Annotated in this window: 18 protein-coding genes and 1 tRNA gene; 15 read left to right on the top strand and 4 right to left on the bottom strand. The window is 69.5% G+C overall.

What is annotated here, in order from left to right:
• Nucleotides 1-64 precede the first annotated feature (64 nt).
• The 3 genes from ACWDUM_RS08945 to ACWDUM_RS08935 all read right to left on the bottom strand — a co-directional run bounded on the left by ACWDUM_RS08945 (nucleotide 65) and on the right by ACWDUM_RS08935 (nucleotide 4,295).
• The gene (locus ACWDUM_RS08945; RefSeq protein ID WP_450133688.1) at nucleotides 65-3,355 is read right to left on the bottom strand and encodes a protein kinase domain-containing protein; all 3,291 of its coding nucleotides are present in this window, start codon (nucleotides 3,353-3,355) and stop codon (nucleotides 65-67) included.
• 303 nt (nucleotides 3,356-3,658) lie between these two features.
• Nucleotides 3,659-3,787, bottom strand: coding sequence for a hypothetical protein (locus ACWDUM_RS08940; protein WP_450133687.1), 129 nt, complete (start codon nucleotides 3,785-3,787; stop codon nucleotides 3,659-3,661).
• A 184-nt stretch (nucleotides 3,788-3,971) separates the two neighbouring features.
• Nucleotides 3,972-4,295: a hypothetical protein gene (locus tag ACWDUM_RS08935; RefSeq protein ID WP_450133686.1), complete on the bottom strand. Its 324-nt coding sequence runs from the start codon at nucleotides 4,293-4,295 to the stop codon at nucleotides 3,972-3,974.
• Between the two features lie 277 nt (nucleotides 4,296-4,572).
• On the opposite strand from ACWDUM_RS08935, the gene sfnG reads away from it, so the two are divergent.
• From sfnG to ACWDUM_RS08915, 4 genes are all read left to right on the top strand, one after another.
• A complete protein-coding gene (gene sfnG, locus ACWDUM_RS08930; RefSeq protein ID WP_450133685.1) occupies nucleotides 4,573-5,685 on the top strand; it encodes a dimethylsulfone monooxygenase SfnG in 1,113 nt (370 codons plus the stop codon).
• A gap of 59 nt (nucleotides 5,686-5,744) precedes the next feature.
• Entirely contained in the window at nucleotides 5,745-6,932 is a 1,188-nt protein-coding gene (locus tag ACWDUM_RS08925) for a winged helix DNA-binding domain-containing protein (protein WP_450133684.1), read from the top strand.
• Nucleotides 6,933-6,959: 27 nt separating this feature from the next.
• Complete coding sequence (locus ACWDUM_RS08920; protein WP_450133683.1) at nucleotides 6,960-8,129, top strand: amidohydrolase family protein; 1,170 nt, start codon at nucleotides 6,960-6,962, stop codon at nucleotides 8,127-8,129.
• 137 nt (nucleotides 8,130-8,266) lie between these two features.
• A tRNA-His gene (locus tag ACWDUM_RS08915) sits at nucleotides 8,267-8,339 on the top strand.
• 64 nt (nucleotides 8,340-8,403) lie between these two features.
• Here the strand turns inward: ACWDUM_RS08915 and ACWDUM_RS08910 are convergent.
• Nucleotides 8,404-9,882: an alanine/glycine:cation symporter family protein gene (locus tag ACWDUM_RS08910; protein ID WP_450133682.1), complete on the bottom strand. Its 1,479-nt coding sequence runs from the start codon at nucleotides 9,880-9,882 to the stop codon at nucleotides 8,404-8,406.
• Nucleotides 9,883-10,016: 134 nt separating this feature from the next.
• Between ACWDUM_RS08910 and ACWDUM_RS08905 the strand changes: the two genes are divergently transcribed.
• The 11 genes from ACWDUM_RS08905 to nuoI all read left to right on the top strand — a co-directional run bounded on the left by ACWDUM_RS08905 (nucleotide 10,017) and on the right by nuoI (nucleotide 21,933).
• Entirely contained in the window at nucleotides 10,017-11,639 is a 1,623-nt protein-coding gene (locus ACWDUM_RS08905; RefSeq protein WP_450133681.1) for a long-chain fatty acid--CoA ligase, read from the top strand.
• Between the two features lie 110 nt (nucleotides 11,640-11,749).
• On the top strand, nucleotides 11,750-12,175 hold the full coding sequence (locus tag ACWDUM_RS08900; protein WP_450134188.1) for an Rv3143 family two-component system response regulator: 426 nt from the start codon (nucleotides 11,750-11,752) through the stop codon (nucleotides 12,173-12,175).
• Between the two features lie 354 nt (nucleotides 12,176-12,529).
• On the top strand, nucleotides 12,530-12,916 hold the full coding sequence (locus ACWDUM_RS08895; protein ID WP_450113192.1) for an NADH-quinone oxidoreductase subunit A: 387 nt from the start codon (nucleotides 12,530-12,532) through the stop codon (nucleotides 12,914-12,916).
• A gap of 105 nt (nucleotides 12,917-13,021) precedes the next feature.
• Entirely contained in the window at nucleotides 13,022-13,576 is a 555-nt protein-coding gene (locus ACWDUM_RS08890; protein WP_450133680.1) for a NuoB/complex I 20 kDa subunit family protein, read from the top strand.
• Nucleotides 13,573-14,304, top strand: coding sequence for an NADH-quinone oxidoreductase subunit C (locus ACWDUM_RS08885; RefSeq protein WP_450133679.1), 732 nt, complete (start codon nucleotides 13,573-13,575; stop codon nucleotides 14,302-14,304). Before ACWDUM_RS08890 ends, ACWDUM_RS08885 begins: the two co-directional genes overlap by 4 nt.
• Nucleotides 14,304-15,614 carry an NADH dehydrogenase (quinone) subunit D gene (nuoD, locus tag ACWDUM_RS08880; RefSeq protein ID WP_450133678.1) on the top strand — a complete coding sequence of 437 codons (1,311 nt, stop codon included), beginning with the start codon at nucleotides 14,304-14,306 and terminating at the stop codon, nucleotides 15,612-15,614. The genes ACWDUM_RS08885 and nuoD overlap by 1 nt, the downstream gene beginning before the upstream one ends.
• Nucleotides 15,611-16,318, top strand: a complete 708-nt coding sequence (gene nuoE / locus ACWDUM_RS08875; RefSeq protein ID WP_450133677.1) for an NADH-quinone oxidoreductase subunit NuoE — start codon at nucleotides 15,611-15,613, stop codon at nucleotides 16,316-16,318. Before nuoD ends, nuoE begins: the two co-directional genes overlap by 4 nt.
• Nucleotides 16,315-17,652, top strand: coding sequence for an NADH-quinone oxidoreductase subunit NuoF (gene nuoF / locus ACWDUM_RS08870; RefSeq protein WP_450133676.1), 1,338 nt, complete (start codon nucleotides 16,315-16,317; stop codon nucleotides 17,650-17,652). The genes nuoE and nuoF overlap by 4 nt, the downstream gene beginning before the upstream one ends.
• Nucleotides 17,649-20,075 carry an NADH-quinone oxidoreductase subunit G gene (locus tag ACWDUM_RS08865; RefSeq protein ID WP_450133675.1) on the top strand — a complete coding sequence of 809 codons (2,427 nt, stop codon included), beginning with the start codon at nucleotides 17,649-17,651 and terminating at the stop codon, nucleotides 20,073-20,075. The genes nuoF and ACWDUM_RS08865 overlap by 4 nt, the downstream gene beginning before the upstream one ends.
• Entirely contained in the window at nucleotides 20,072-21,364 is a 1,293-nt protein-coding gene (gene nuoH, locus ACWDUM_RS08860) for an NADH-quinone oxidoreductase subunit NuoH (RefSeq protein WP_450133674.1), read from the top strand. The genes ACWDUM_RS08865 and nuoH overlap by 4 nt, the downstream gene beginning before the upstream one ends.
• Nucleotides 21,361-21,933 carry an NADH-quinone oxidoreductase subunit NuoI gene (nuoI, locus tag ACWDUM_RS08855; protein WP_450113184.1) on the top strand — a complete coding sequence of 191 codons (573 nt, stop codon included), beginning with the start codon at nucleotides 21,361-21,363 and terminating at the stop codon, nucleotides 21,931-21,933. The genes nuoH and nuoI overlap by 4 nt, the downstream gene beginning before the upstream one ends.
• Nucleotides 21,934-21,937: the final 4 nt, after the last annotated feature.

Genomic DNA, 21,937 nt, shown 5'->3' with positions numbered 1-21,937 from the left:
CGGTCCACCCCGCGGCCGAAGGGCAGCAGATCGTTCCTGGTCCCGGGAGGACGCGCTCCTCTGGTCAGTGTTGTCGGTGTTCGACCGTCCAGGCCGCGATCTGTGCCCGGGAGGTGAAGCCCAGCTTGGTCAGAATGTGCTCGACGTGTCCGTCGACGGTGCGTTGGGAGATGACCAGGCGGGCGGCGATCGCCTTGTTGGTCAGCCCCTCGGCGACGAGGTCGGCAACCTGCCGTTCCCGCTTGGTCAGCTCGGTCGAGGTGCCGGGGGTGGTCGGTGCCGTGGTGGGTTCCTCGCCGAGGGCGTAGGCGATGGCGGCGTCGAGATCGAGCGAGCCGCCTTCGCGGTGCGCGGCCTGGAACGCCTGCTGACCGAGCGCCCGGCGCGCGGTCCGCTCGTATTCATCGTGATGGACGAGTAGATGCGGGACCATCACGGTGGAGGTGCCCGCCGTCTGCCCGAGGACCTGCGCGGCACCCAGCAGCACCGCGGCGCGCCGTGCGCTGCCCGCGTCGACCGTGATCCAGGCCAGCGCCTCGAGACACTGCGCGGCCAGCAACGGGTCCTTCCTCTGCCGGATCAGGACGAGTGCCTGCTGCAGCAGTCGCAGCGCACTGTCACGATCACCCTGGCGCCATGCGGCGACCGCGGAGGCCCACAGCGCGTACGACCGATACACCGATTCGCCGTGGGACTCGGTGATCGCGAGGATCTTCTCGTGACACTCGAGTGCACTCGCCGTGTCCTGTCGGAGTTCGTGCGCCCATCCGAGGGTGAGGAGCACGCATACCTGTGTATAGAGATCACCCCGCGCGGCGAACTCGTCGAGGGCGCGGTCCAGGCGCGCGCACGCGGTGGTGAGGTCACCGATGAAGAGCTCATGGCCGCCCTCGATGAATTCGGCGTACGCGTGCACGACCGGGTCCGGGGTCTGTTCGGCGAGGGCTCGGGCCTCGGTGGCCAGTGCGGCTCCCGCGGCGAGGTCTCCCTGGAGCTCGGCCAGTGCCATATCCCGGAACGACGCCATCGCCCGCACCGCGGGCACACCAAGCGGCCGGATCGCGAGGGCGCGGTCGAGCCAGTACCGTCCCTCGCCCAGCTGTCCGCGTGCAAGCCAGAACGGCTGCAGGGCACCCGCGAAGGACAAGACACCGTCGGATCCCGAGTCGTCGGTGAGGGCGAATTCGAGAGCCTCGCGGAGGTTGGGTTGTTCGCGGTCGAGACGGTCGATCCAGTCGAGCTGCCTTGCACTGATCCACCCGGCCTCCGCGCCCTGCGCCAATTGCCGGCACCAGTGCAGGTGCCGCCGTCGCAGGTCCGGCAACTCGCCGGATTCGTGCGCCTTCTCGCGGCCGTAGTCGCGCAGGGTTTCGAGCATTCGGAACCGCGCCACGGTGCCCGACTGCCCCCGGATGAGGATGGACTTGTCGACCAGGGCGGTCAGGACGTCGATCAGGGCGCCGTCCTCCTCGTCCCACGGGCACACCTGTTCGGCGGCATCGAGTTCGACGCCGCCGGCGAACACCGACAACTGCGCCCAGAGCCGCTGCTCGGCCGGGGTGCACAATTCGTGACTCCAGTCGACACACAGGCGCAGCGTCTGCTGCCGGGTCGGCGCGCCCCGGCCGCCGCGCGCGAGCAGCGTGAAACGGTCGGTCAGCCGCGCCAGGATCTGCTCCGGTGAGAGCACCCGCAGCCGGGCCGCCGCGAGCTCGATCGGCAGTGGCAGCCCGTCCAGGCGGGCACAGATCCTCGCGACGGTGGCCACGTTGTCGGTGGTGAGCTCGAATCCCGGCAGTGCGGCTTCGGCGCGGTCGGTGAACAGGCTGACCGCGTCATAAGCGCGGACTTCTTGCAGCGACGGCTCGCGGTCCGGATCGGGGACGGTCAGGGGAGGCACCCGCAGTACCGCCTCCCCTCCGATGCCCAGGGCCTCGCGGCTGGTGGCGAGGATGCGTAGTTTCGGGCAGGCGGCCAGCAGCGTCCCCGACAGCTGCGCCGCCGCATCGACCACCTGCTCACAGTTGTCGAGGACCAGCAGCAGCTCCCGCGGCGCCAGGAAATCCACCAGAACCTCCCGCAGCGGCCGCGTCGACTGCGGACGCAGCCCCAGCACGGCAGCGACCACCCCCTCCACCAGGGCCCCGTCACGCAACTCGCCCAACGTGATCAGCCACACCCCGTCCGCGAAGGACCGCCGCGCGCCCGTGGCGACCCGCAATGCCAGCCGCGTCTTGCCCACCCCGCCGATCCCCGTCAACGTGACCAGTCGGGACGACCCAAGCAGCCGCTTCGCCTCGGTCAGCTCGCTACGGCGGCCGACGAACGTCGACAACTCCGTCGGGAGATTCCCCTTCTCGCCCGCCGCGTCCCGGGAGGACGGGCGGATGGGCGAGCGACCGGTGGTCAGCGGCATCGGCGCCGGCGGACCGCCCGTCTGCTGTCCGGTGTCCGGTTCGGCGCGCAGCGCCATCTCGTCGACCGGGAGCCCGCTGCGGGCCTGCACCTGTTGAAGCTGTTCCGCGAGGGCGGTCACCGTGGGCCGCTCGTCCGGTGCGTGGGCCATGGCCTGCTCGATCGCCGCCGCCACGTCGTTGTCGATGCCGTTTTCGCGAAGGTCGGGGACCGGCGCGGTGGTGATCCGCAGGAACTGGGCGACCACCTGTTCGCCGCTGCGGCGCTCGAACGCGGCGTGTCCGGTCAGGGCGGCGAACAGCGTGGCGCCGAGCCCGTACACGTCCGCGGAGGGTGTCGGTGGGTCCCCGGCGAGCACCTCCGGGGCGGTGAATGCCGGAGACCCGGTGATCGTGCCGGTCGTGGTCTCGAACCCGCCGGTGATGTGGGCGATGCCGAAGTCCGTCAGGAGTGGCTCGCCGTAGTCGGTGAGCAGGATGTTCGCGGGCTTGACGTCGCGGTGCAGTATCCCGGCCCGGTGCGCGGTCGCCAGCGCTCCGGCCATCTTCACCCCCAGCCGCAGCACCTCCGGCACGGTGAGCGGGCCGTGCCGTCGGATCCGGGTGTCGAGGGAGCCCTGCGGGTAGTACGGCATCACCAGATACGGCCGGCCGCTGTCGGTGGTCCCGACCTGCAGTACCCCCGCGATGTTCGGGTGCCCGGTCAGCCGGCCCATCGCCCGCTGTTCCCGGAGGAACCGCCCGAGGTTCTCCTCGTCCAACGTGGCGGTGAGCACCTTCACCGCAACGGTCCGCTCGAGAACTGTTTGCGTGCAGCGGTACACCACGCCGAAGCCGCCGTGCCCGATCTCCTCGGCCTCGTCGAAACCGGCCGCACCCAGCTCACTGTCGACCGTCGGGGACGCGTCACGTCGGGTTCGGAACGGATCGCTGTCGGTCATCGGGTACGTGCTCTCCGCCGCCCCGCGGCCCCCGACACTCCGGGCGGACATGCTCACAACTCGGGTGGTACCCGTTCAGAATATGCCCGCTCAGCCGTGGGGCCCTGACCCTGAGCACTTCACGCCAGCGCCTCGACCGCGCCCGCTCGGTGGCCCGGCGCGCGTCCGGCGGCTCGATCGCATGGCGCAATGCAGCCGCGTCGGGGATCCCACTCGATCCCCGACGCGGCTGCTTCGACAGTGGTCGCGGCAATGACACACGACCTCCGATCGAGCGCGGCTCCGCCGGTCCTGCCGTGTCGGTCAGCTGAACGCAGCCAGCGCGCCGATCAATCCGAGTGCCGCTCCCACGCCGCCGATGACGGTGCCGAGGCCGCTGACGACCGGTTGAATCTGCTTGATGAGCTTGAGGTCGGACTCAGAGGAACCCATTCTTTTCTCCCTTGGTGATTTCCATCGGCGTGGTGCCGTGGTCGTGGTGCCTCGGCAAGGTCGAGGCTTGTCCGGCAGGCCGGCATTTCGCGTACCTGCCGCGGTTCGTGGCGCCCGCCGCCCGTCGGTGCGGCACCGCCATCTGTGACGGCGCCTCGTCGGGCCGGCCGGCGTGACGGTCGCGCTACTCGTTGGCGGCCGCGGAGGAACGGAACCGCGCAGTTCTGTCCAGCGCTTGCCACGCGAGGTCGTAGCGTTTGACGGCTACTTCGTCGGCGTCCCCCAGCAGTGCGTCCAGCAGGGAACGCGGATCGCACCGCCAGGCGTGCGCGGCGTTCGCGACGACGAGGTTGGTGAACAGGCCCGACCAGGCCAGCGCACGCACCCAGTCGCCGATCTCACCGCGGTGGATACGTTCGACGGCGTCGTCGACGAAACCGTCCGCGACGAAATCGCGGGCGAACATCGCGGTGACGTAGTCGCTGCAGGTGAGCAGGTGGTCCTTCATCGGTGCGGGCACCTTCCTCTGAATTCGATACAAAGGGGTCCGCACGGCCGACGGGCGCCGCGAACGATGTCGGAGCATCGACTACCGGCTTCGGAATGTGCGGTGGATCACATCCTGTGTCGCTGTGGAGCCGGTGACATGCGGGAAACTACCTACGTCCATACCTGTTCTTCCGGCCCGAGTGCCCTGCAGCTGCGTCGGGCAGGCGCATCGCCGTTGCAATCCCGGTGATCGCAACGGTGGGGCTCGGCCGGTGGCGCGGCTTCAATCGGTAGCCATGTCAACCGAACGCATCGCCGACCAGACCACGTTCGCCTACTGGGTGCCCAATGTCAGCGGTGGCCTTGTCACCTCGGACATCGAGCAGCGAACCAGCTGGGACTACGAGTACAACGTCAAGCTCGCCCGCACCGCCGAGAACAACGGCTTCGAGTACGCCCTGAGTCAGGTCCGCTACGAGGCCAGCTACGGCGCCGAGTTCCAGCACGAGTCGACCAGCTTCAGCCTCGCGCTGCTGCTGGCCACCGAGCGGCTGAAGGTGATCGCGGCGGTGCATCCGGGCCTGTGGCAGCCGGCCGTGCTGGCGAAGCTCGGCGCCACCGCCGACCAGCTGTCCGGCGGCCGGTTCGCGGTGAACGTCGTCAGCGGCTGGTTCAAGGACGAGTTCACCCACCTCGGCGAGCCGTGGCTCGAACACGACGAGCGCTACCGGCGCAGCGCCGAGTTCCTGCAGGTGCTCCGCAAGATCTGGACCGAGGACGACGTCGACTTTCGCGGCGACTTCTACCGGATCCACGACTTCACCCTCAAGCCGAAGCCGGTGAACACGCCCGAGCGGCCGAATCCCGAACTCTTCCAGGGCGGCAACTCCACTGCCGCGATCGCCAACGGTGGCCGCTATGCGGACTGGTACTTCAGCAACGGCAAGGACTACGACGGCATCACCGCGCAGATCGACGAACTGCGCGACGTGGCCCGCGCCCACAAGCGTGAGACGAAGGTCGGCCTCAACGGCTTCATCATCGCCCGCGACACCGAGAGGGAAGCCCGCGACACTCTCCGCGAGATCATCGAGAAGGCGAACAAGTCGGCTGTCGAGGGCTTCCGCAGCGCGGTCCAGCAGGCCGGTGCGTCGACCGGCGACCAGAAGGGCATGTGGGCGGACTCGACCTTCGAGGACCTGGTGCAGTACAACGACGGTTTCCGCACCCAGCTGATCGGTACACCGGAGCAGATCGCGGAGCGCATCGTCGAGTACCGGCGTCGCGGCGTCGACCTGATCCTGGCGGGCTTCCTGCACTTCCAGGAGGAGGTCGAGTACTTCGGCGCCAAGGTGCTGCCGCTGGTGCGGGAGCTGGAATCGGCCGATCGGGAGCCCGCGGCCGTCTGACGCCCTGGCGGAATCCGTGTCCGGGCCGGACTGTCCGACCGTCGCGGCACAATGGGCGCGTGTCCACCCATTCCCTTCGGTCCGTCGACCCCGCACAGCGCCGTGCGCGGCTCGCTCGCCGTCACCGCCTCGCGCCCGGAGCGGGCGCCGCCGATGTGGTCGATGCCGCCCGCAGCCTGGTCTGCCTGCACGGAACCGACCCGGCGACGATCTACCTGTCCGCCCGAGCACGCGTGGACGGGATGACGGTCCCCGACCTGGACCGCGCGCTCTACGAGGACCGGTCGCTGGTCAAGCACCTGGCGATGCGGCGCACCCTGTTCGTGTTCCCGCGGGCGGCACTGCCGTTCGTTCAGGCCGGTGCGAGCAACCGGGTCGCCGACAACGAACGCCGTCGCCTCGTGCGGGAAGTGGAGAAGGCGGGGCTGTTCGACGACGGGGAGGCATGGCTGCGGGAAGCCGGCGACGCGGTGCTCGATGCGCTGTCTGGCGGTGAACCGTTGTCGTACACGACGCTTCGCGAGAAGCTCCCGCTGTTGAACGGCTCCATGTCCTACGGTGAGGGCAAGAGTTGGGGTGGCCAGGTGTCGATCGGGCCGCGGGTGCTCACCGTCCTGTCCGCGGAGGGCCGGATCGTGCGCGCGACGAACGACGGGCCGTGGAGGGTGTCCCGGAACCGTTGGGCCATCACCGAATCGTGGCTGGGTGACCCGATCGAGACCGTGACCGATGCGGAGGGAGCCGCCTGGCTGGTCGCAGAGTGGCTGCGCGCGTTCGGGCCCGGCACCGAAGCCGACCTGAAATGGTGGCTCGGCTCGACACTGACCGTGGTTCGAAAGGCGTTGTCCGCGTTGGATCTCGTCGAGGTCGACCTCGACGGGCAGGTCGGATACCTGATGGCCGACGACGCGGAACCGGTCGAGCCGGTCGAGCCATGGGCCGCCCTGCTGCCGGGTCTGGACCCGACGACGATGGGCTGGCGCGAACGGGACTGGTACCTCGGCCCTCACAAGGAACCGTTGTTCGACTCGAACGGCAACGCCGGCCCCACGGCCTGGTGGGACGGGAGAATCGTCGGCGGCTGGTGGCAGGACGACGCCGGCCGGGTGGTGGTCCACCTTCTCGAGGACGTCGATCCCGCCGCGCGGCGAGCGCTCGATGCAGAGGCCGAGGCCCTGACCGAGTGGCTGGGCGGGGTCCGCGTGATGCTGCGATTCCCGTCGCCGCTGGCAAAGCAGTACGCCTGAGGTGACGATGCGGCGCAGAATGCAGGGATGACCCCTGCCGATGCCTCGGTGACGGAGATGGTGGACTCGGCCGACCTGGTCGACCACCACTGTCACGGCGTCGTGGTCGAGGACCTCGACCGGGCCGGGTTCGAGGCGCTGCTCTGCGAGGCGGACGCGCCGGGGCCGTGGCACGGCAGCCTGTTCGACACCCGCGTCGGGTTCGCGGTGCGGCACCTGTGCGCACCACGGCTCGATCTTCCCGCCGGGGTCCCGGCCGACGACTACCTGTTACGACGGGCGGAACTCGGCTCCGACGAGGTGTCGAGAAGGCTGCTGCGCGGAACCGGGATCGGCGACTTCCTGGTCGACACCGGGTATTCGGCGCAACGACTGACCACACCTGGTGAACTGGCGGCGCTCACCGACGGGACGGCCCGTGAGGTCGTCCGGCTCGAAACCGTCGCCGAGCAGGTGATCGGGCCGACGACGGCGGCGGGATTCGCCGATGCGTGCCGCGATCGGCTGGAGCTCGCCGTCGAGGGCGGTGCAATCGCGTTCAAATCGATTGCCGCATATCGTGTCGGGCTCGACCTCGCGCCGGAGCGTCCGACCGGGGCGGAGGTCGCGGCCGCTGCCGGACGGTGGGCGGGTGCGATCGACCGCGGGGCCCCGGTCCGGCTGGCCGACGAGACCCTCACCCGGTTCCTCGTCTGGAGCGCAGTCGAACTCGGTCTGCCGATCCAGTTCCACACCGGCTACGGGGATGTGGACGCCGAGCTGGGACGCGGCGATCCGCTGCTGCTGACCCCGCTGCTCCGGGCCACGTCTGGTCTGGGTGTGCCGCTCATGTTGCTGCACACCTATCCGTTCCACCGCCACGCCGGGTACCTGGCGCAGGTGTTCGACCACGTCTTCGTCGACGTCGGGCTCGCGATGCAGAACGTCGGCGGCCGCGGCGGGCGGGTGCTTGCCGAGCTGACCGAACTCGCGCCCTTCGGTTCGATCCTGTTCTCCACCGACGGCTACGGTCTGCCCGAACTGTTCCACATCAGTACCGCGTACTTCCGGCGTGCGCTGGCCGAGGTGCTCGGTGCCGGAATTGACGACGGATCATGGTCTTTCGCCGATGCCGAACGTATCGCGGCGATGATCGGAGCCGGAAACGCGCGGCGGGCGTATCGGCTTCGGGCGCAGTCGGCCTCGTCTCACTGGTGAGGCCGACCACGCCGCCCGTGGCGGCGGTCGCTGCCCGGGCCAGGTGTGGGGCCCGCCGGAAAATCGGTGGCACCAGCCGCCATACAGCCGCTAACGTCCCGGGTGTCCGCATCGTTCGTCTGATCGAGCGGACCAACCCTGCTGTAGCTCAAGTGGCCAGAGCGCCGGTTTGTGGTACCGGAGAACGCGGTTCGAGTCCGCGCAGTGGGACCGACGGGCGCGGCCCCGACCACAAGGGGCCGCGGCACGCCGGACCGGTTGTCGGGGCCGCCGATCAGCCGTTGCGGGCCACCTCGACAGCTCCCGGCGTGTGCCACACCGAGTCGGGCAGCTCGCCGGGCAGGTCGGGGTTGTCGCGGTCCGTGAACACCGGGTCCCGGCCGGCGCTCGTCTGCCGGTCGTAGTCGCGGAAGGCGCCGAACGCCCACTTGCCGAGCAGGACGATCGCGACCAGGTTGGTGATCGCCATCAGGGCCATTGCGACGTCGGCGACCGCCCACACCGCGGACAGTGCCAGCACCGAACCGATTCCCACGGAGGTGAGGACGACGAGGCGGAAGGCGAACAGCGTCCGCGGTCCCGCGCCGAGGAAGTACATGTTGACCTCGGCATACGAGTAGTTGCCCAGCACCGAGGAGAAGGCGAAGACGAACACCAGCACCGTCATCAGCCACACCGACCACGAGCCCAGTTCGTGCTCGACCGCGGACTGTGTCAACGACGCCCCCACCGCCGAGCCGGTGGTACCCGGGTCGTACACCTCCGGTCCCGCCATCAGGATGATCATCGCGGTGGCGGTGCACACGATCATGGTGTCGACGAAGACCCCGAGCGACTGCACGAATCCCTGCTTCACCGGGTGGGACACGGTCGCGGTCGCCGCCGTGTTCGGCGCGCTGCCCATCCCGGCCTCGTTGGAGAACAGGCCGCGTTTGACGCCGTTGAGCAGGGCGGCCGCCACGCCGCCGGCAACACCCGCGGCGGCCTCACCGATGCCGAACGCGCCGCCGACGATCATTCCGATGACCTCGGGGACGCGGCCGATGTTCATGACGATGATGACGACGGCGAGCAGGGCGTACAGGCCGGCCATGATCGGCAACACCACTTCCGCCACCTTCGCGACGCGCCGGATGCCGCCGAACAGGACCGGCGCCGCGAGCAGCATCAGCACCACGGCAGTCCACTTCTGGTCGACGGTGTGTGCCTGCGAGAGGACGTCGGCAATCGTGTTGGCCTGCACCATGTTGAACGCGATACCGAAGGTGACGACGAGCAGTACCGCGAACAGGATGCCGCCGGCACGCGAGCGCAGTCCACGTTGAATGTAGTAGGCGGGTCCGCCGCGGAAAGCGCCGTCGGGGCCACGCACCTTGAACATCTGCGCCAGGGTCGCCTCGACGGCGGCGGTGGCCATGCCGATGAGGGCGACGCACCACATCCAGAACACCGCACCCGGCCCGCCGAGCGTCAACGCGATCGCCACGCCGGCGATGTTGCCGGTGCCGACCCTCGATGCCAGCCCCACGCAGAACGCCTGGAACGACGAGATCCCGCCCTCGGCGCCCGAGCGGGACGAGCCGAGCTGACGGATCATCGCGGGGAACCGGCGGAACTGGATGCCGCGGGTTCGGATCGTGAAGTAGAGGCCGGCTCCGACCAGCAGATAGATGAGGACGTACGTGTACAGCACGTTGCTCAACGGGTCGATGAACCGCTCCTGGATGAAGTCCATTCCGTACAGATAGGGCACCGCGCGAGATCAGTCCAGGTGACCCGCCGTGGTCCCGGCGACGGGACGGTTCGTGACGCAAGCGATGGGCCGCGTGCGGCGAGTGTGTGCGGTAGGTCACAATGGGCGCGAACCGATCAATTGAGGAGCGATTCATGTTGAGCACGATGCAAGACGCCCCGCTGTCGATCGCCCAGCTGCTACGGCACGGCAGCACGGTGCACGGCAGCGCGGAGGTCGTGACCTGGACCGACGCCGGTGCGCGTCGGCGCAGCTACGCCGAGGTGGGCCGCCGGTGTGCGGCGCTCGCACACGCGCTGCGCGGGCTGGGCGTCACCGGCGATCAGCGGGTCGCGACGTTCATGTGGAACAACGCCGAGCACCTCGAGGCGTACCTGGCGGTCCCGTCGATGGGCGCGGTGCTGCACACGCTCAACATCCGGCTGTTCCCGGAGCAGCTGGTGCATGTGGCCAACCATGCGGAGGACCACGTGATCATCGTCGACGCGACGCTGATCCCGCTCCTGGCCCCGCAGCTGCCGCAGCTCTCGACGGTCAAGCACGTGATCGTCACCGGTGAGACCACCGCCGGACTGGAGGCACCGGACGGGGTGCAGGTCCACACGTACGAGGCGCTGATCTCCGGGCAGCCGACGGAGTTCGACTGGCCGGAGCTGGACGAGCGGTCCGCGGCCGCCATGTGTTACACCTCCGGCACCACCGGTGACCCGAAAGGCGTTGTGTACTCACACCGTTCGATCTACCTGCATTCGATGCAGGTGTGCATGACGGACGGTCCGGCGCTGAGGCAGGGTGACCGGGCGCTGGCCGTGGTGCCGCAGTTCCACGCGATGTCCTGGGGGCTGCCGTACGCGGCGTTCATGATCGGAGCCTCGCTGATCATGCCGGACCGGTTCCTGCAGCCGGCGCCGCTGGCCGAACTGATCGCCGCCGAGCGTCCGACATACGCGGCCGCGGTCCCGACGATCTGGCAGGGGCTGCACCTGCACCTGGAGGAGCACCCGCAGGACATCTCCTTCATGAAGGACGTCCTGATCGGCGGGTCCGCCGTGCCGCCGGCGCTCATGCACGTGTTCGAGAACGAGTACGACGTGCAGGTGCTGCATGCGTGGGGCATGACCGAGACCTCGCCGCTCGGGTCGGTGGCGCGTCCGCCCGCGGGCACCGAGGGCGACGAGCGCTGGCGGTACCGGTACACCCAGGGCAGGTTCCCGGCGTCGGTGCAGGCGCGCCTCGTCGACGACGTCGGGGGCGTGGTCCCGAACGACGGCACCGCCATCGGTGAACTCGAGGTGCGCGGGCCTTGGATCACCGGGTCCTACTATGGGGTCGACGCGCCGGATAAGTTCGACGACGGCTGGCTGCGCACCGGCGACGTCGGGTCGATCACCCCGGACGGGTACCTCACCCTCACCGACCGCACCAAGGACATCATCAAGTCCGGTGGCGAATGGATCTCGTCGGTGGACCTGGAGAACGCCGTGATGGGGCATCCGGACGTCCTCGAGGCCGCCGTCATCGGCATCCCCGACGAGAAGTGGGACGAGCGACCGCTGGTGGCCGTTGTGCTGCGGGAGGGGACGCCGACCACGATCGACGCACTGCGCGAGTACCTTTCGGGCAAGGTCGCCAAGTGGCAGGTCCCCGAGAACTGGACCGTGATCTCCGAGGTGCCGAAGACCAGCGTCGGCAAGTTCGACAAGAAGCGGCTGCGGACGCAGTTCCAGGACGGCGGCCTCGACATCACCCGAATCTGACATCACGCCCGAACCGGATCTCGCCGGAATCCGACCGAGAATCCGCGGTACGCGCGGGCCGCGCCTGAACGGGCGCGGCCCGCTTCGCGCGTAGCATCCCCCACGTGTCCGTGCCGCCAGCGCAGTCCGGAGGCGTCCCGCGCGGCGCCCCGCACCTCCGGGTGCTCGTCTACAGCGACGACGTGAACACACGCAGGCAGGTCGTGACGGCACTCGGCCCCCGTCCGCACCCCGATCTTCCGGAGATCGAATGCGTCGAGGTCGCCACGGCCCCGGTGGTGGTGCAGCACCTGGACGCCGGCGGGGTGGACCTGGCGATCCTCGATGGCGAAGCCACTCCCACCGGTGGCATGGGCCTGGCCAAGCAACTCAAGGACGAGATCGACCACTGTCCGCCGATCCTGGTGCTGACCGGTCGCGCGGACGACGCCTGGCTGGCGCGGTGGTCGCGCGCCGAGGCGAGTGTCCCGCACCCGATCGACCCGATCCGGCTCACCGGGGAGGTCGTCGCGCTGCTCCGCGCGCGACTGGGCTGACGATCGCTGCTGCTGCGCGCAGCCTGTGCCGGCGGTCCCCGGACCGCATCCGCCACGCACCTCCACCGGCCCCGGAGTGTCGTGGCTCACACGCGCGAGCGGCCGGGGGTATGTTCGGCTCCAAGGAGAGGACGTGACCGGGTCACGTGTCCGGTCGCCCAGCTCCGAGCGTTGCAGTGCAGCTCGTGCAATGGATGCGTCGGACCAGGGGAGCGGTCATGAGGCGGATCGGGCAGGACGGACGGCAGGGTCGGCGGGACGCCGACCGTTGTCCGGCTGCCGTCCGCGTGTCCGCTCTCCGCCTCGGGGGCGAGGTCCGACGGACACTCCCGCAGGGAGGGGAGGCCGGTCTCGGTGAACGTGTACATCCCGATCCTGGTGCTCGGCGCGATCGCGGTCGTGTTCGCGCTGTTCTCGGTCCTGGTGGCGTCGATCGTCGGGCCGCGCCGCCGGAACCGGGCGAAACTCCAGGCGTACGAGTGCGGTATCGAACCGACGTCACAACCGGACCGGCACGGCAGCGGCATCGGTGGGGCGTCCGGGCAGCGGATCCCGGTGAAGTACTACCTGACCGCGATGCTGTTCATCATCTTCGACATCGAGATCGTCTTCCTGTACCCGTGGGCGGTGTACTTCGACGCGCTCGGCACGTTCGGTCTGGCGGCCATGGCGCTGTTCGTGTTCAACGTGTCGGTCGCCTACGCCTACGAGTGGCGACGAGGCGGCCTCACCTGGGACTGACCGCACCCCGGCCGCCGACGTCGGTCGGATGGCGCTGCGGCGCAGTCGGATCGGTTCGTTCGGGAAATCGTTCGGGAAACCGGACGGAGAGCTGAGGCGAGGATCATGGGTCTCGAGGAGAAGCTGCCGAGCGGGTTCCTGCTGACGACGGTCGAGTCGATCGCGGGATACGCGCGCAAGGGATCGCTGTGGCCGGCCACGTTCGGCCTCGCCTGCTGTGCCATCGAGATGATGGCCACCAGTGCCGGGCGGTACGACATCGCCAGGTTCGGAATGGAGGCGTTCCGCGCCTCGCCCCGGCAGGCCGATCTGATGATCGTGGCCGGCCGGGTCAGTCAGAAGATGGGCCCGGTGCTGCGCCAGGTGTACGACCAGATGGTCGAACCGAAATGGGTTCTGGCCATGGGCGTCTGTGCCTCCTCCGGGGGCATGTTCAACAACTACGCGATCGTGCAGGGTGTCGACCACCTCGTTCCCGTCGACATCTACCTCCCCGGCTGTCCCCCACGACCGGAGATGCTGCTGAACGCGATCATCAAGCTGCACGAGAAGATTCAGCAGATGCCGCTCGGTGTGAACCGGAAGGAAGCGGTGCGGGCAGCGGAGGCGGCGGCGCTGGCCGCGACCCCGACGATCGAGATGAGGGGGCTGCTGCGGTGAGTTCGGACTTCGACTCAGAGGCGACGACCGGACCGGAGGGCAGTCCGCCCCCGGACGAGGCGGCGGTGCCCGACGTGATCGACGTCCGGCAGGGCATGTTCGGTGTCCGCGGCACCGGCGACACCTCCGGATACGGTCGGCTGCAGCGTCCGGTCACCCTGCCTCCCAGCACGACTCGACCGTTCGGGGGATGGTTCGACGAGGTCGCGGACGAGCTCGACGCGACGCTGACGGCGGCCGGTGTGGCACCGGCGGACGCGATAGAGAAGGTCGTGGTGTTCCGCGACGAGCTCACCTTCCACGTCCGTGCCTCACACCTGCCTGCGGTCGCACGGGCGCTGCGTGACGCCCCCGCCCTGCGGTTCGAGCTGTGCCTCGGGGTCAGCGGTGTGCACTATCCGCAGGACAGTGGCCGGGAACTGCACGCGGTGTACCCGCTGCTGTCGATCACCTGGGGTCGCCGCATCCGGCTCGAGGTCGCGGTTCCGGACGCCCATCCGTACGTGCCGTCCCTGTATTCGATCTACCCCACCAACGACTGGCACGAGCGGGAGACCTACGACTTCTTCGGAATCGTGTTCGACGGTCATCCCGCACTGACGCGGATCGAGATGCCCGACGACTGGGTGGGGCACCCGCAGCGCAAGGACTACCCGCTCGGCGGCATTCCCGTCGAGTACAAGGGCGCGCAGATCCCGCCACCCGACCAGCGGAGGGCGTACAGCTGATGAGCGACGTGAGCAGCGATCCCGCGGGCACCGTCTACAGTGCCGGCGGACAGGACTGGGACGAGATCGTCGGGGCGGCAGCCCAATCCGGAGACGAGCGGATCGTGGTGAACATGGGTCCGCAGCACCCCTCCACGCACGGCGTGCTGCGCCTGATCCTGGAGATCGAGGGCGAGACCGTCACCGAGGCACGGTGCGGAATCGGATACCTGCACACCGGAATCGAGAAGAACCTCGAGTACCGCAGCTGGACGCAGGGAGTCACCTTCGTCACCCGGATGGACTACCTGTCGCCGTTCTTCAACGAGACCGCCTACTGCCTGGCGCTGGAGAAGCTGCTCGGCATCACCGACCTGATTCCCGAGCGCGCCACCGTGATCCGGGTGCTGCTGATGGAACTGAACCGGATCTCCTCGCATCTGGTGGCACTGGCGACCGGCGGCATGGAGCTCGGCGCGGTGACCGCGATGCTGTTCGGGTTCCGCGAGCGGGAGCTGATCCTGGACGTGTTCGAGAAGATGACCGGCCTGCGGATGAACCACGCCTTCATCCGGCCCGGCGGGCTCGCCCAGGACGTTTCCGACGCGGCGCTCGCCGCGGCACGTGAACTGCTCACGATCCTGCCGAACCGCCTGCGGGACATGGAACTCATGCTCAACGAGAACCCGATCTGGAAGGCCCGCACCCAGGGCATCGGCTACCTCGACCTGACCGGGTGCATGGCCCTCGGTATGACCGGTCCGATCCTGCGTGCCACCGGACTTCCCCACGACCTGAGGCGTTCGGAGCCGTACTGCGGATACGAAACCTACGACTTCGACGTCGTCACCGACACGGGCAGTGACTGCTACGGGCGGTACCTGATCCGGGTCCGGGAGATGCGCGAGTCGCTGAGGATCGCGCAGCAGTGCCTAGACCGGTTGCGGCCCGGACCGGTGATGATCGACGACAAGAAGATCGCCTGGCCCGCGGACCTGGCGCTGGGTCCGGACGGGCTCGGCAACTCGCCCGAACACATCGAGCACATCATGGGGACCTCGATGGAGGCGCTGATCCACCACTTCAAACTCGTCACCGAGGGCTTCCGGGTGCCCGCCGGGCAGGTGTACGTCGCCGTCGAGTCCCCGCGCGGCGAACTGGGCGTGCACATGGTCAGCGACGGCGGAAGCAGGCCGTACCGGGTGCACTACCGTGACCCCTCGTTCACGAATCTGCAAGCGGTGTCGGCGATGTGCGAGGGCGGCATGGTCGCCGACGTGATCGCCTCGGTGGCCAGCATCGACCCCGTCATGGGCGGAGTGGACCGATGACCGCGCCGCACGGCTACCCGCCGCAGGTCCGGGCGCGGCTCGAGGTGGACGCCAAGGAGATCCTCGCGCGCTACCCGCAGTCCCGTTCGGCACTGCTGCCGCTGCTGCACCTGGTGCAGTCCGAGGACGGCTGTGTCACTCGCGCCGGTGTCGAATTCTGCGCCGGGCAGCTCGATCTCACCGCCGCGGAAGTGTCCGCGGTCGCGACGTTCTACTCCATGTACCGACGCACTCCCACCGGCGACTACCTGGTCGGGGTGTGCACGAACACGCTGTGCGCGATCATGGGCGGTGACGCGATCCTCGACCGGCTGCGCACCCACCTGGGCGTCGAACCGGGCCAGAGCACCGACGACGGCGTCGTCACCCTCGAACACGTCGAGTGCAACGCCGCCTGCGACTACGCCCCGGTGGTGATGGTCAACTGGGAGTTCTTCGACAACCAGACCCCGGAGTCGGCAACCGACCTGGTCGACACGCTGCGGGCCGGTGGTCGGGTGACCCCGGTCAGGGGCGCCCCGCCGTGCACGTTCCGGGAGACCGAGCGGATCCTTGCCGGATTCCCCGACCCCCGGCCCGCGGCCGTGGACGCCGGCGTGGCCGGAGAGGCCACCGTCGCGGGGCTCCGGATCGCCCGCCAACGCGGCCTGAGCGCACCGGAACCCGGCCCGTGCGGCACCGAGCGGGAGGGGGAGTCGTCGTGACCCTGACCCCGGTCCTGAGCCGCTACTGGGACGAGCCACGGTCGTGGACGCTGGAGACCTACCTCCGCCACGACGGCTACCGCGGACTGCGTGCCGCCCTGGCTCAGGAGCCGGATGCGGTGATCGACACGGTCAAGGCATCGGGCCTCCGCGGGCGCGGCGGCGCCGGATTCCCCACCGGGACCAAATGGTCGTTCATCCCGCAGGGCTCGGCGGGCGCGGGCGCCCAGAACGGGACAACTGCCGGTGACAAGCCGCACTACCTGGTGGTCAACGCCGACGAGTCCGAGCCGGGTACCTGCAAGGACATGCCGCTCATGCTGGCCACGCCGCACGCTCTGATCGAGGGTGTCGTCATCGCCGCCTACGCGATCCGGGCCCGGCACGCCTTCATCTACGTCCGCGGTGAGGTGGTGCCGGTGCTGCGGCGGCTGCAGTCCGCGGTCGCCGAGGCGTACGCGGCAGGGTATCTGGGACGCGACATCCTCGGCAGCGGTTTCGACCTCGACGTGGTGGTGCACGCCGGTGCAGGCGCCTACATCTGCGGTGAGGAGACCGCGCTTCTCGACTCGCTCGAGGGCCGCCGTGGGCAACCCCGGCTGCGGCCCCCGTTTCCCGCGGTCGCGGGCCTCTACGCCAGCCCCACGGTGGTCAACAACGTCGAGTCGATCGCCAGCGTGCCTCCGATCCTGCTGCACGGCGCCGACTGGTTCCGGTCCATGGGCGGTGAGAAGTCGCCGGGATTCACGTTGTACTCGCTGTCCGGGCATGTCACCCGGCCCGGCCAGTACGAGGCGCCGCTCGGGGTGACGCTGCGGGAACTGCTCGAGTACGCGGGCGGCGTGCGGGCCGGGCACCGGCTCAAGTTCTGGACCCCCGGCGGTTCCTCCACACCGATCTTCACCGAGCAGCACCTCGACGTGGCCCTCGACTACGAAGGTGTCGCCGGTGCCGGCTCCATGCTCGGCACGAAGGCGCTGCAGATCTTCGACGAGACCACCTGCGTGGTGCGCGCGGTCCTGAGGTGGACGCAGTTCTACGCCCACGAGTCGTGCGGCAAGTGCACCCCGTGTCGGGAGGGCACCTACTGGCTGGTGCAGGTGATGGAACGGATGGAAGCCGGCCAGGGCACCGCCGCCGACCTGGAGACGCTGCTGGACATCGCCGACGGGATCGCCGGAAAGTCGTTCTGCGCGTTGGGGGACGCCGCCGCCAGCCCGATCAACTCCTCGCTGAAGTACTTCCGTGACGAGTACCTCGCGCACTTCCGACGTGGCGGTTGTCCGTTCGATCCGGCACGGTCCGCGCTGACCGAGGGAGTGGGGGCTCGATGAGCGTGAGCGAGAACGTCTCCGCGCCCGCCGATCTGGTGACGGTTTCCATCGACGGAGCCGAGGTCCGGGTCCCCAAGGGCACCTTGGTGATCCGGGCGGCCGAACTCGTCGGGGTCCAGATCCCGCGGTTCTGCGACCATCCCCTGCTCGACCCCGTCGGTGCCTGCCGGCAGTGCCTCGTCGAGGTGGAACTGCCGGGCCGCGAGCCGGGATCGCCGCCGGTCCGGTTGCCGAAGCCGATGGCGTCCTGCACCACCGTTGTCTCCGACGGCATGACCGTGTACACCCAGCTCACCTCGCCGGCGGCCGACAGGGCGCAGCGCGGAGTGATGGAACTGCTGCTGATCAACCATCCCCTGGACTGCCCGGTGTGCGACAAGGGCGGCGAATGCCCACTGCAGAACCAGGCGATGTCCAACGGCCGCAGCGAATCCCGATTCGACGGCACCAAGCGCACCTACCCGAAACCGATACCCCTGTCCAGCGAGGTGCTGCTGGACCGGGAACGCTGCGTCCTGTGCGCCCGTTGCACCCGGTTCTCTCAGCAGATCGCCGGTGATCCGTTCATCGAACTGCTCGAACGCGGCGCGTTGCAGCAGGTCGGGATCGGTGAGGGCGAACCGTTCGAGTCGTACTTCTCCGGCAACACGGTGCAGATCTGCCCGGTCGGCGCGCTGACCGGAGCCTCCTACCGGTTCCGGGCCCGCCCCTTCGACCTGGTGTCGACGCCGAGCGTGTGCGAGCACTGCTCCTCCGGGTGCGCCCAGCGGACCGACCACCGGCGCGGCACCGTCCTCCGTCGCCTCGCCGGCGACGACCCTGAGGTCAACGAGGAGTGGAACTGCGACAAGGGCCGGTGGGCGTTCACCTACGCAACCGCCTCCGACAGGCTGACCACTCCGCTGGTGCGCGGGCCCGACGGGCAACTGGCGCCGACGTCCTGGTCGCAGGCCCTCGCTGTCGCCGCCCGCGGGTTGCGAGAGGGCGGTGCGGTCGGGGTGCTGACCGGCGGCCGGGTCACCGTCGAGGACGCGTACGCCTACGCGAAGTTCGCACGGGTCGCTCTCGGCACCAACGACGTCGACTTCCGCATTCGACCGCATTCCGACGAGGAGACGCGCTTCCTCGGTGCACACGTCGCGGGCCGCCGGATGGACGTCACCTACGCCGACGTCGAACGTGCACCCGTCGTCGTGCTGGTGGCATTCGAACCGGAGGAGGAGTCGCCGATCGTGTTCCTCCGTCTGCGCAAGGCGGTGCGCCGCAACGGGTTGGCGGTGTACTCGATCGCGCCCTACGCGAGCCGCGGCCTGCAGAAGCTGTCCGGACACCTGCTGCAGACCGGTCCCGGCGGCGAGGTCGACGCGCTCCACGCGCTGCGCGGCAACGACCTGCTCAAGGCTCCGGGGGCGTTGATCCTCGTCGGTGAACGCGCGGCCGGGCCGGCGGGGGCACTCACGGCGGCAAGCGAACTCGCCGATCTCACCGGTGCCCGACTGGCGTGGATCCCGCGCCGTGCCGGCGAACGGGGCGCACTGGAATCCGGTGCCCTGCCGAACCTGCTGCCCGGCGCCCACCCCGTTGCCGACGCGACGGCCCGGCACCGGGTCGCGGCGCGCTGGAATGTCGACGACCTCCCGTCCGTACCGGGCCGTGACACCGCGGGCATCCTCGACGCCGCCCGGGCCGGGACGTTGGGTGCCCTGCTGGTCGGCGGCGTCGAGCTCGACGACCTCCCCGACCCCGGTGCCGCCCGCACCGCGGTCGAGGCCGCCGGCTTCGTGGTCTCGCTCGAACTGCGACGCAGCGCGGTCACCGACCTCGCCGACGTGGTGTTCCCGGTCGCGCCGGTGGCGGAGAAGGACGGCACCTTCGTCGACTGGGAGGGACGCGACCGCCCGTTCGCGGCGGCCCTCACCGGGATCGGTGCCATGCCGGATCACCGGGTGCTGCATGCCCTCTCGACAGAGATGGGGGAACCGATCGGGCTGCCCGACGCGGCCACCGCCCGCGCGGAGATCGGTGTGATCGGACGGTGGGACGGCGAACCGGTCGCAGCCCCCACCACCGCCCCGGCACACCACCGCCTGCCCGGTCCGGGCCAGGCGGTGCTCGCCGGGTGGCGCCAACTCCTCGACGCGGGCCGGCTACAGGACGGTGAACCGCACCTCGCCGGCACCGCACACGTCCCGGTCGCGCGACTCTCCGCGGGCACCGCCGTCGAGATCGGTTGCCGGGACGGCGACTCGATCACCGTCAACACCGATCGGGGCGCGGTCACCCTGCCCGTCGTCGTCACCGACATGCCGGAGCGGGTGGTGTGGCTGCCGCTCAACTCGCCGGGCAGCGCGGTCCACCGCGACCTCGGTGTCACGGTCGGCGCGCTGGTGCGGATCCGGCCCGCGGTCGGGGGTTTGCGATGACCACCGCACCGATCCTCGCCGCCGGCACCGACCTCTCCGCGTTCGGGCGCGATCCGTGGTGGCTGGTGGTCGCGAAGGCGGTGGCCATCTTCGCGTTCCTGATCCTGACGCCGCTGATCGCGCTGCTCGTCGAACGCAAGGTGATGGCGTGGATGCAGATGCGCGTCGGACCCAACCGCGTCGGCCCCCGCGGCACCCTCCAATCCCTCGCCGACGGCATCAAACTCGCACTCAAGGAGGGCATCGTCCCGGCCGGAGTGGACAGGCCGGTGTACCTGCTCGCACCGATCATCGCCGTCGTCCCGGCGATCATGGCTTTCGCGGTGATCCCGTTCGGTCCGGAGGTGTCGATCCTCGGCCACCGAACACCGCTGCAGCTCACCGACCTTCAGGTCGCGGTCCTGTACGTCCTCGCGGTCACGTCCGTCGGCGTGTACGGCATCGTGCTCGCCGGATGGGCGTCGGGTTCCACCTACCCGCTGCTCGGCGGCCTGCGGTCGACCGCGCAGGTGATCTCCTACGAGGTGGCGATGGGGTTGTCGTTCGCCGCGGTGTTCCTCGACGCGGGCACGATGAGCACCTCGGGGATCGTGTCGTCCCAGTTCGGCACGTGGTACGTGTTCCTCCTGCTGCCGTCGTTCCTCATCTACGTGACATCGATGGTGGGGGAGACGAACCGGGCGCCGTTCGACCTGCCCGAGGCGGAGGGCGAACTGGTCGGCGGATTCCACACCGAGTACTCGTCGCTGCGGTTCGCGATGTTCATGCTGGCCGAGTACATCAACATGGTCACCGTCTCCGCGCTGGCCACCACACTGTTCCTCGGCGGCTGGCACGCGCCCTGGCCCATCAGCCTCTGGGACGGGGCGAACTCGGGCTGGTGGCCGGTGCTGTGGTTCGTCGCGAAGGTGTGGGGTTTCCTCTTCGTGTTCATCTGGCTGCGCGCGACGCTGCCGCGGCTGCGCTACGACCAGTTCATGAACCTCGGCTGGAAGGTGCTGATCCCGGCGTCGCTGCTGTGGGTGATGCTGGTCGCCGCCGCGCGGGCACTGCGGCTCGAGGGGTACGACGCGGCGACCGTCACGATCGTGGTCGCCGGGGTGATCGTCACCCTGGCGCTGCTCGCCGTGCTGTGGCGGACGCTGCGCAGTCGCAGGAGCGCCGCGGCGGCGGCCCCACCATCCCCGCCGCAGCCCGCGTTCGACCCGATGGCCGGCGGGTTCCCCGTGCCGCCGCTGCCGGGCCAGACACTGCCCGAGTTCGACCGTGCCGCGGGAGGTCCCCGATGACCAGGTTCCTCGATTCCCTCGCCGGATTCGGCGTCACCTTCTCGACGATGTTCAAGAAGCCGAACACCGAGTTCTATCCCGAACAGAAGCCCGCGACCGCGCCCGGCTACCACGGTCGGCATCAGCTCAACCGTCATTCCGACGGGCTCGAGAAGTGCATCGGCTGCGAACTGTGCGCGTGGGCGTGCCCCGCCGACGCCATCTACGTCGAGGGCGCGGACAACACCGAGGAGGAACGATTCTCGCCCGGTGAGCGCTACGGCCGGGTGTACCAGATCAACTACCTCCGGTGCATCGGCTGCGGGCTGTGCGTCGAGGCATGCCCGACCCGCGCGCTCACCATGACGAACGCGTACGAGGAACTCGTCGACGACAACCGCGCCGACCTGATCTTCGGCAAGGACCGGCTGCTCGCCCCCCTGCAGCCCGGCATGACGGCTCCGCCACATCCGATGGCGCCCGGCGCCACGGACGAGGACTACTACCGCGGCACCGTCACCGGGGCCACCGCGGGCGGCACCGACGATTCCGCCGCGAGCGGCACCGACGAGACCGAGGCGCAGTCGTGACCCC

The sequence above is a fragment of the Rhodococcus sp. NPDC003322 genome (genome assembly GCF_053589555.1).
The sequence above is the reverse complement of the archived record's forward strand: the minus strand, read 5'-3'. Positions and strand labels throughout refer to the sequence as shown.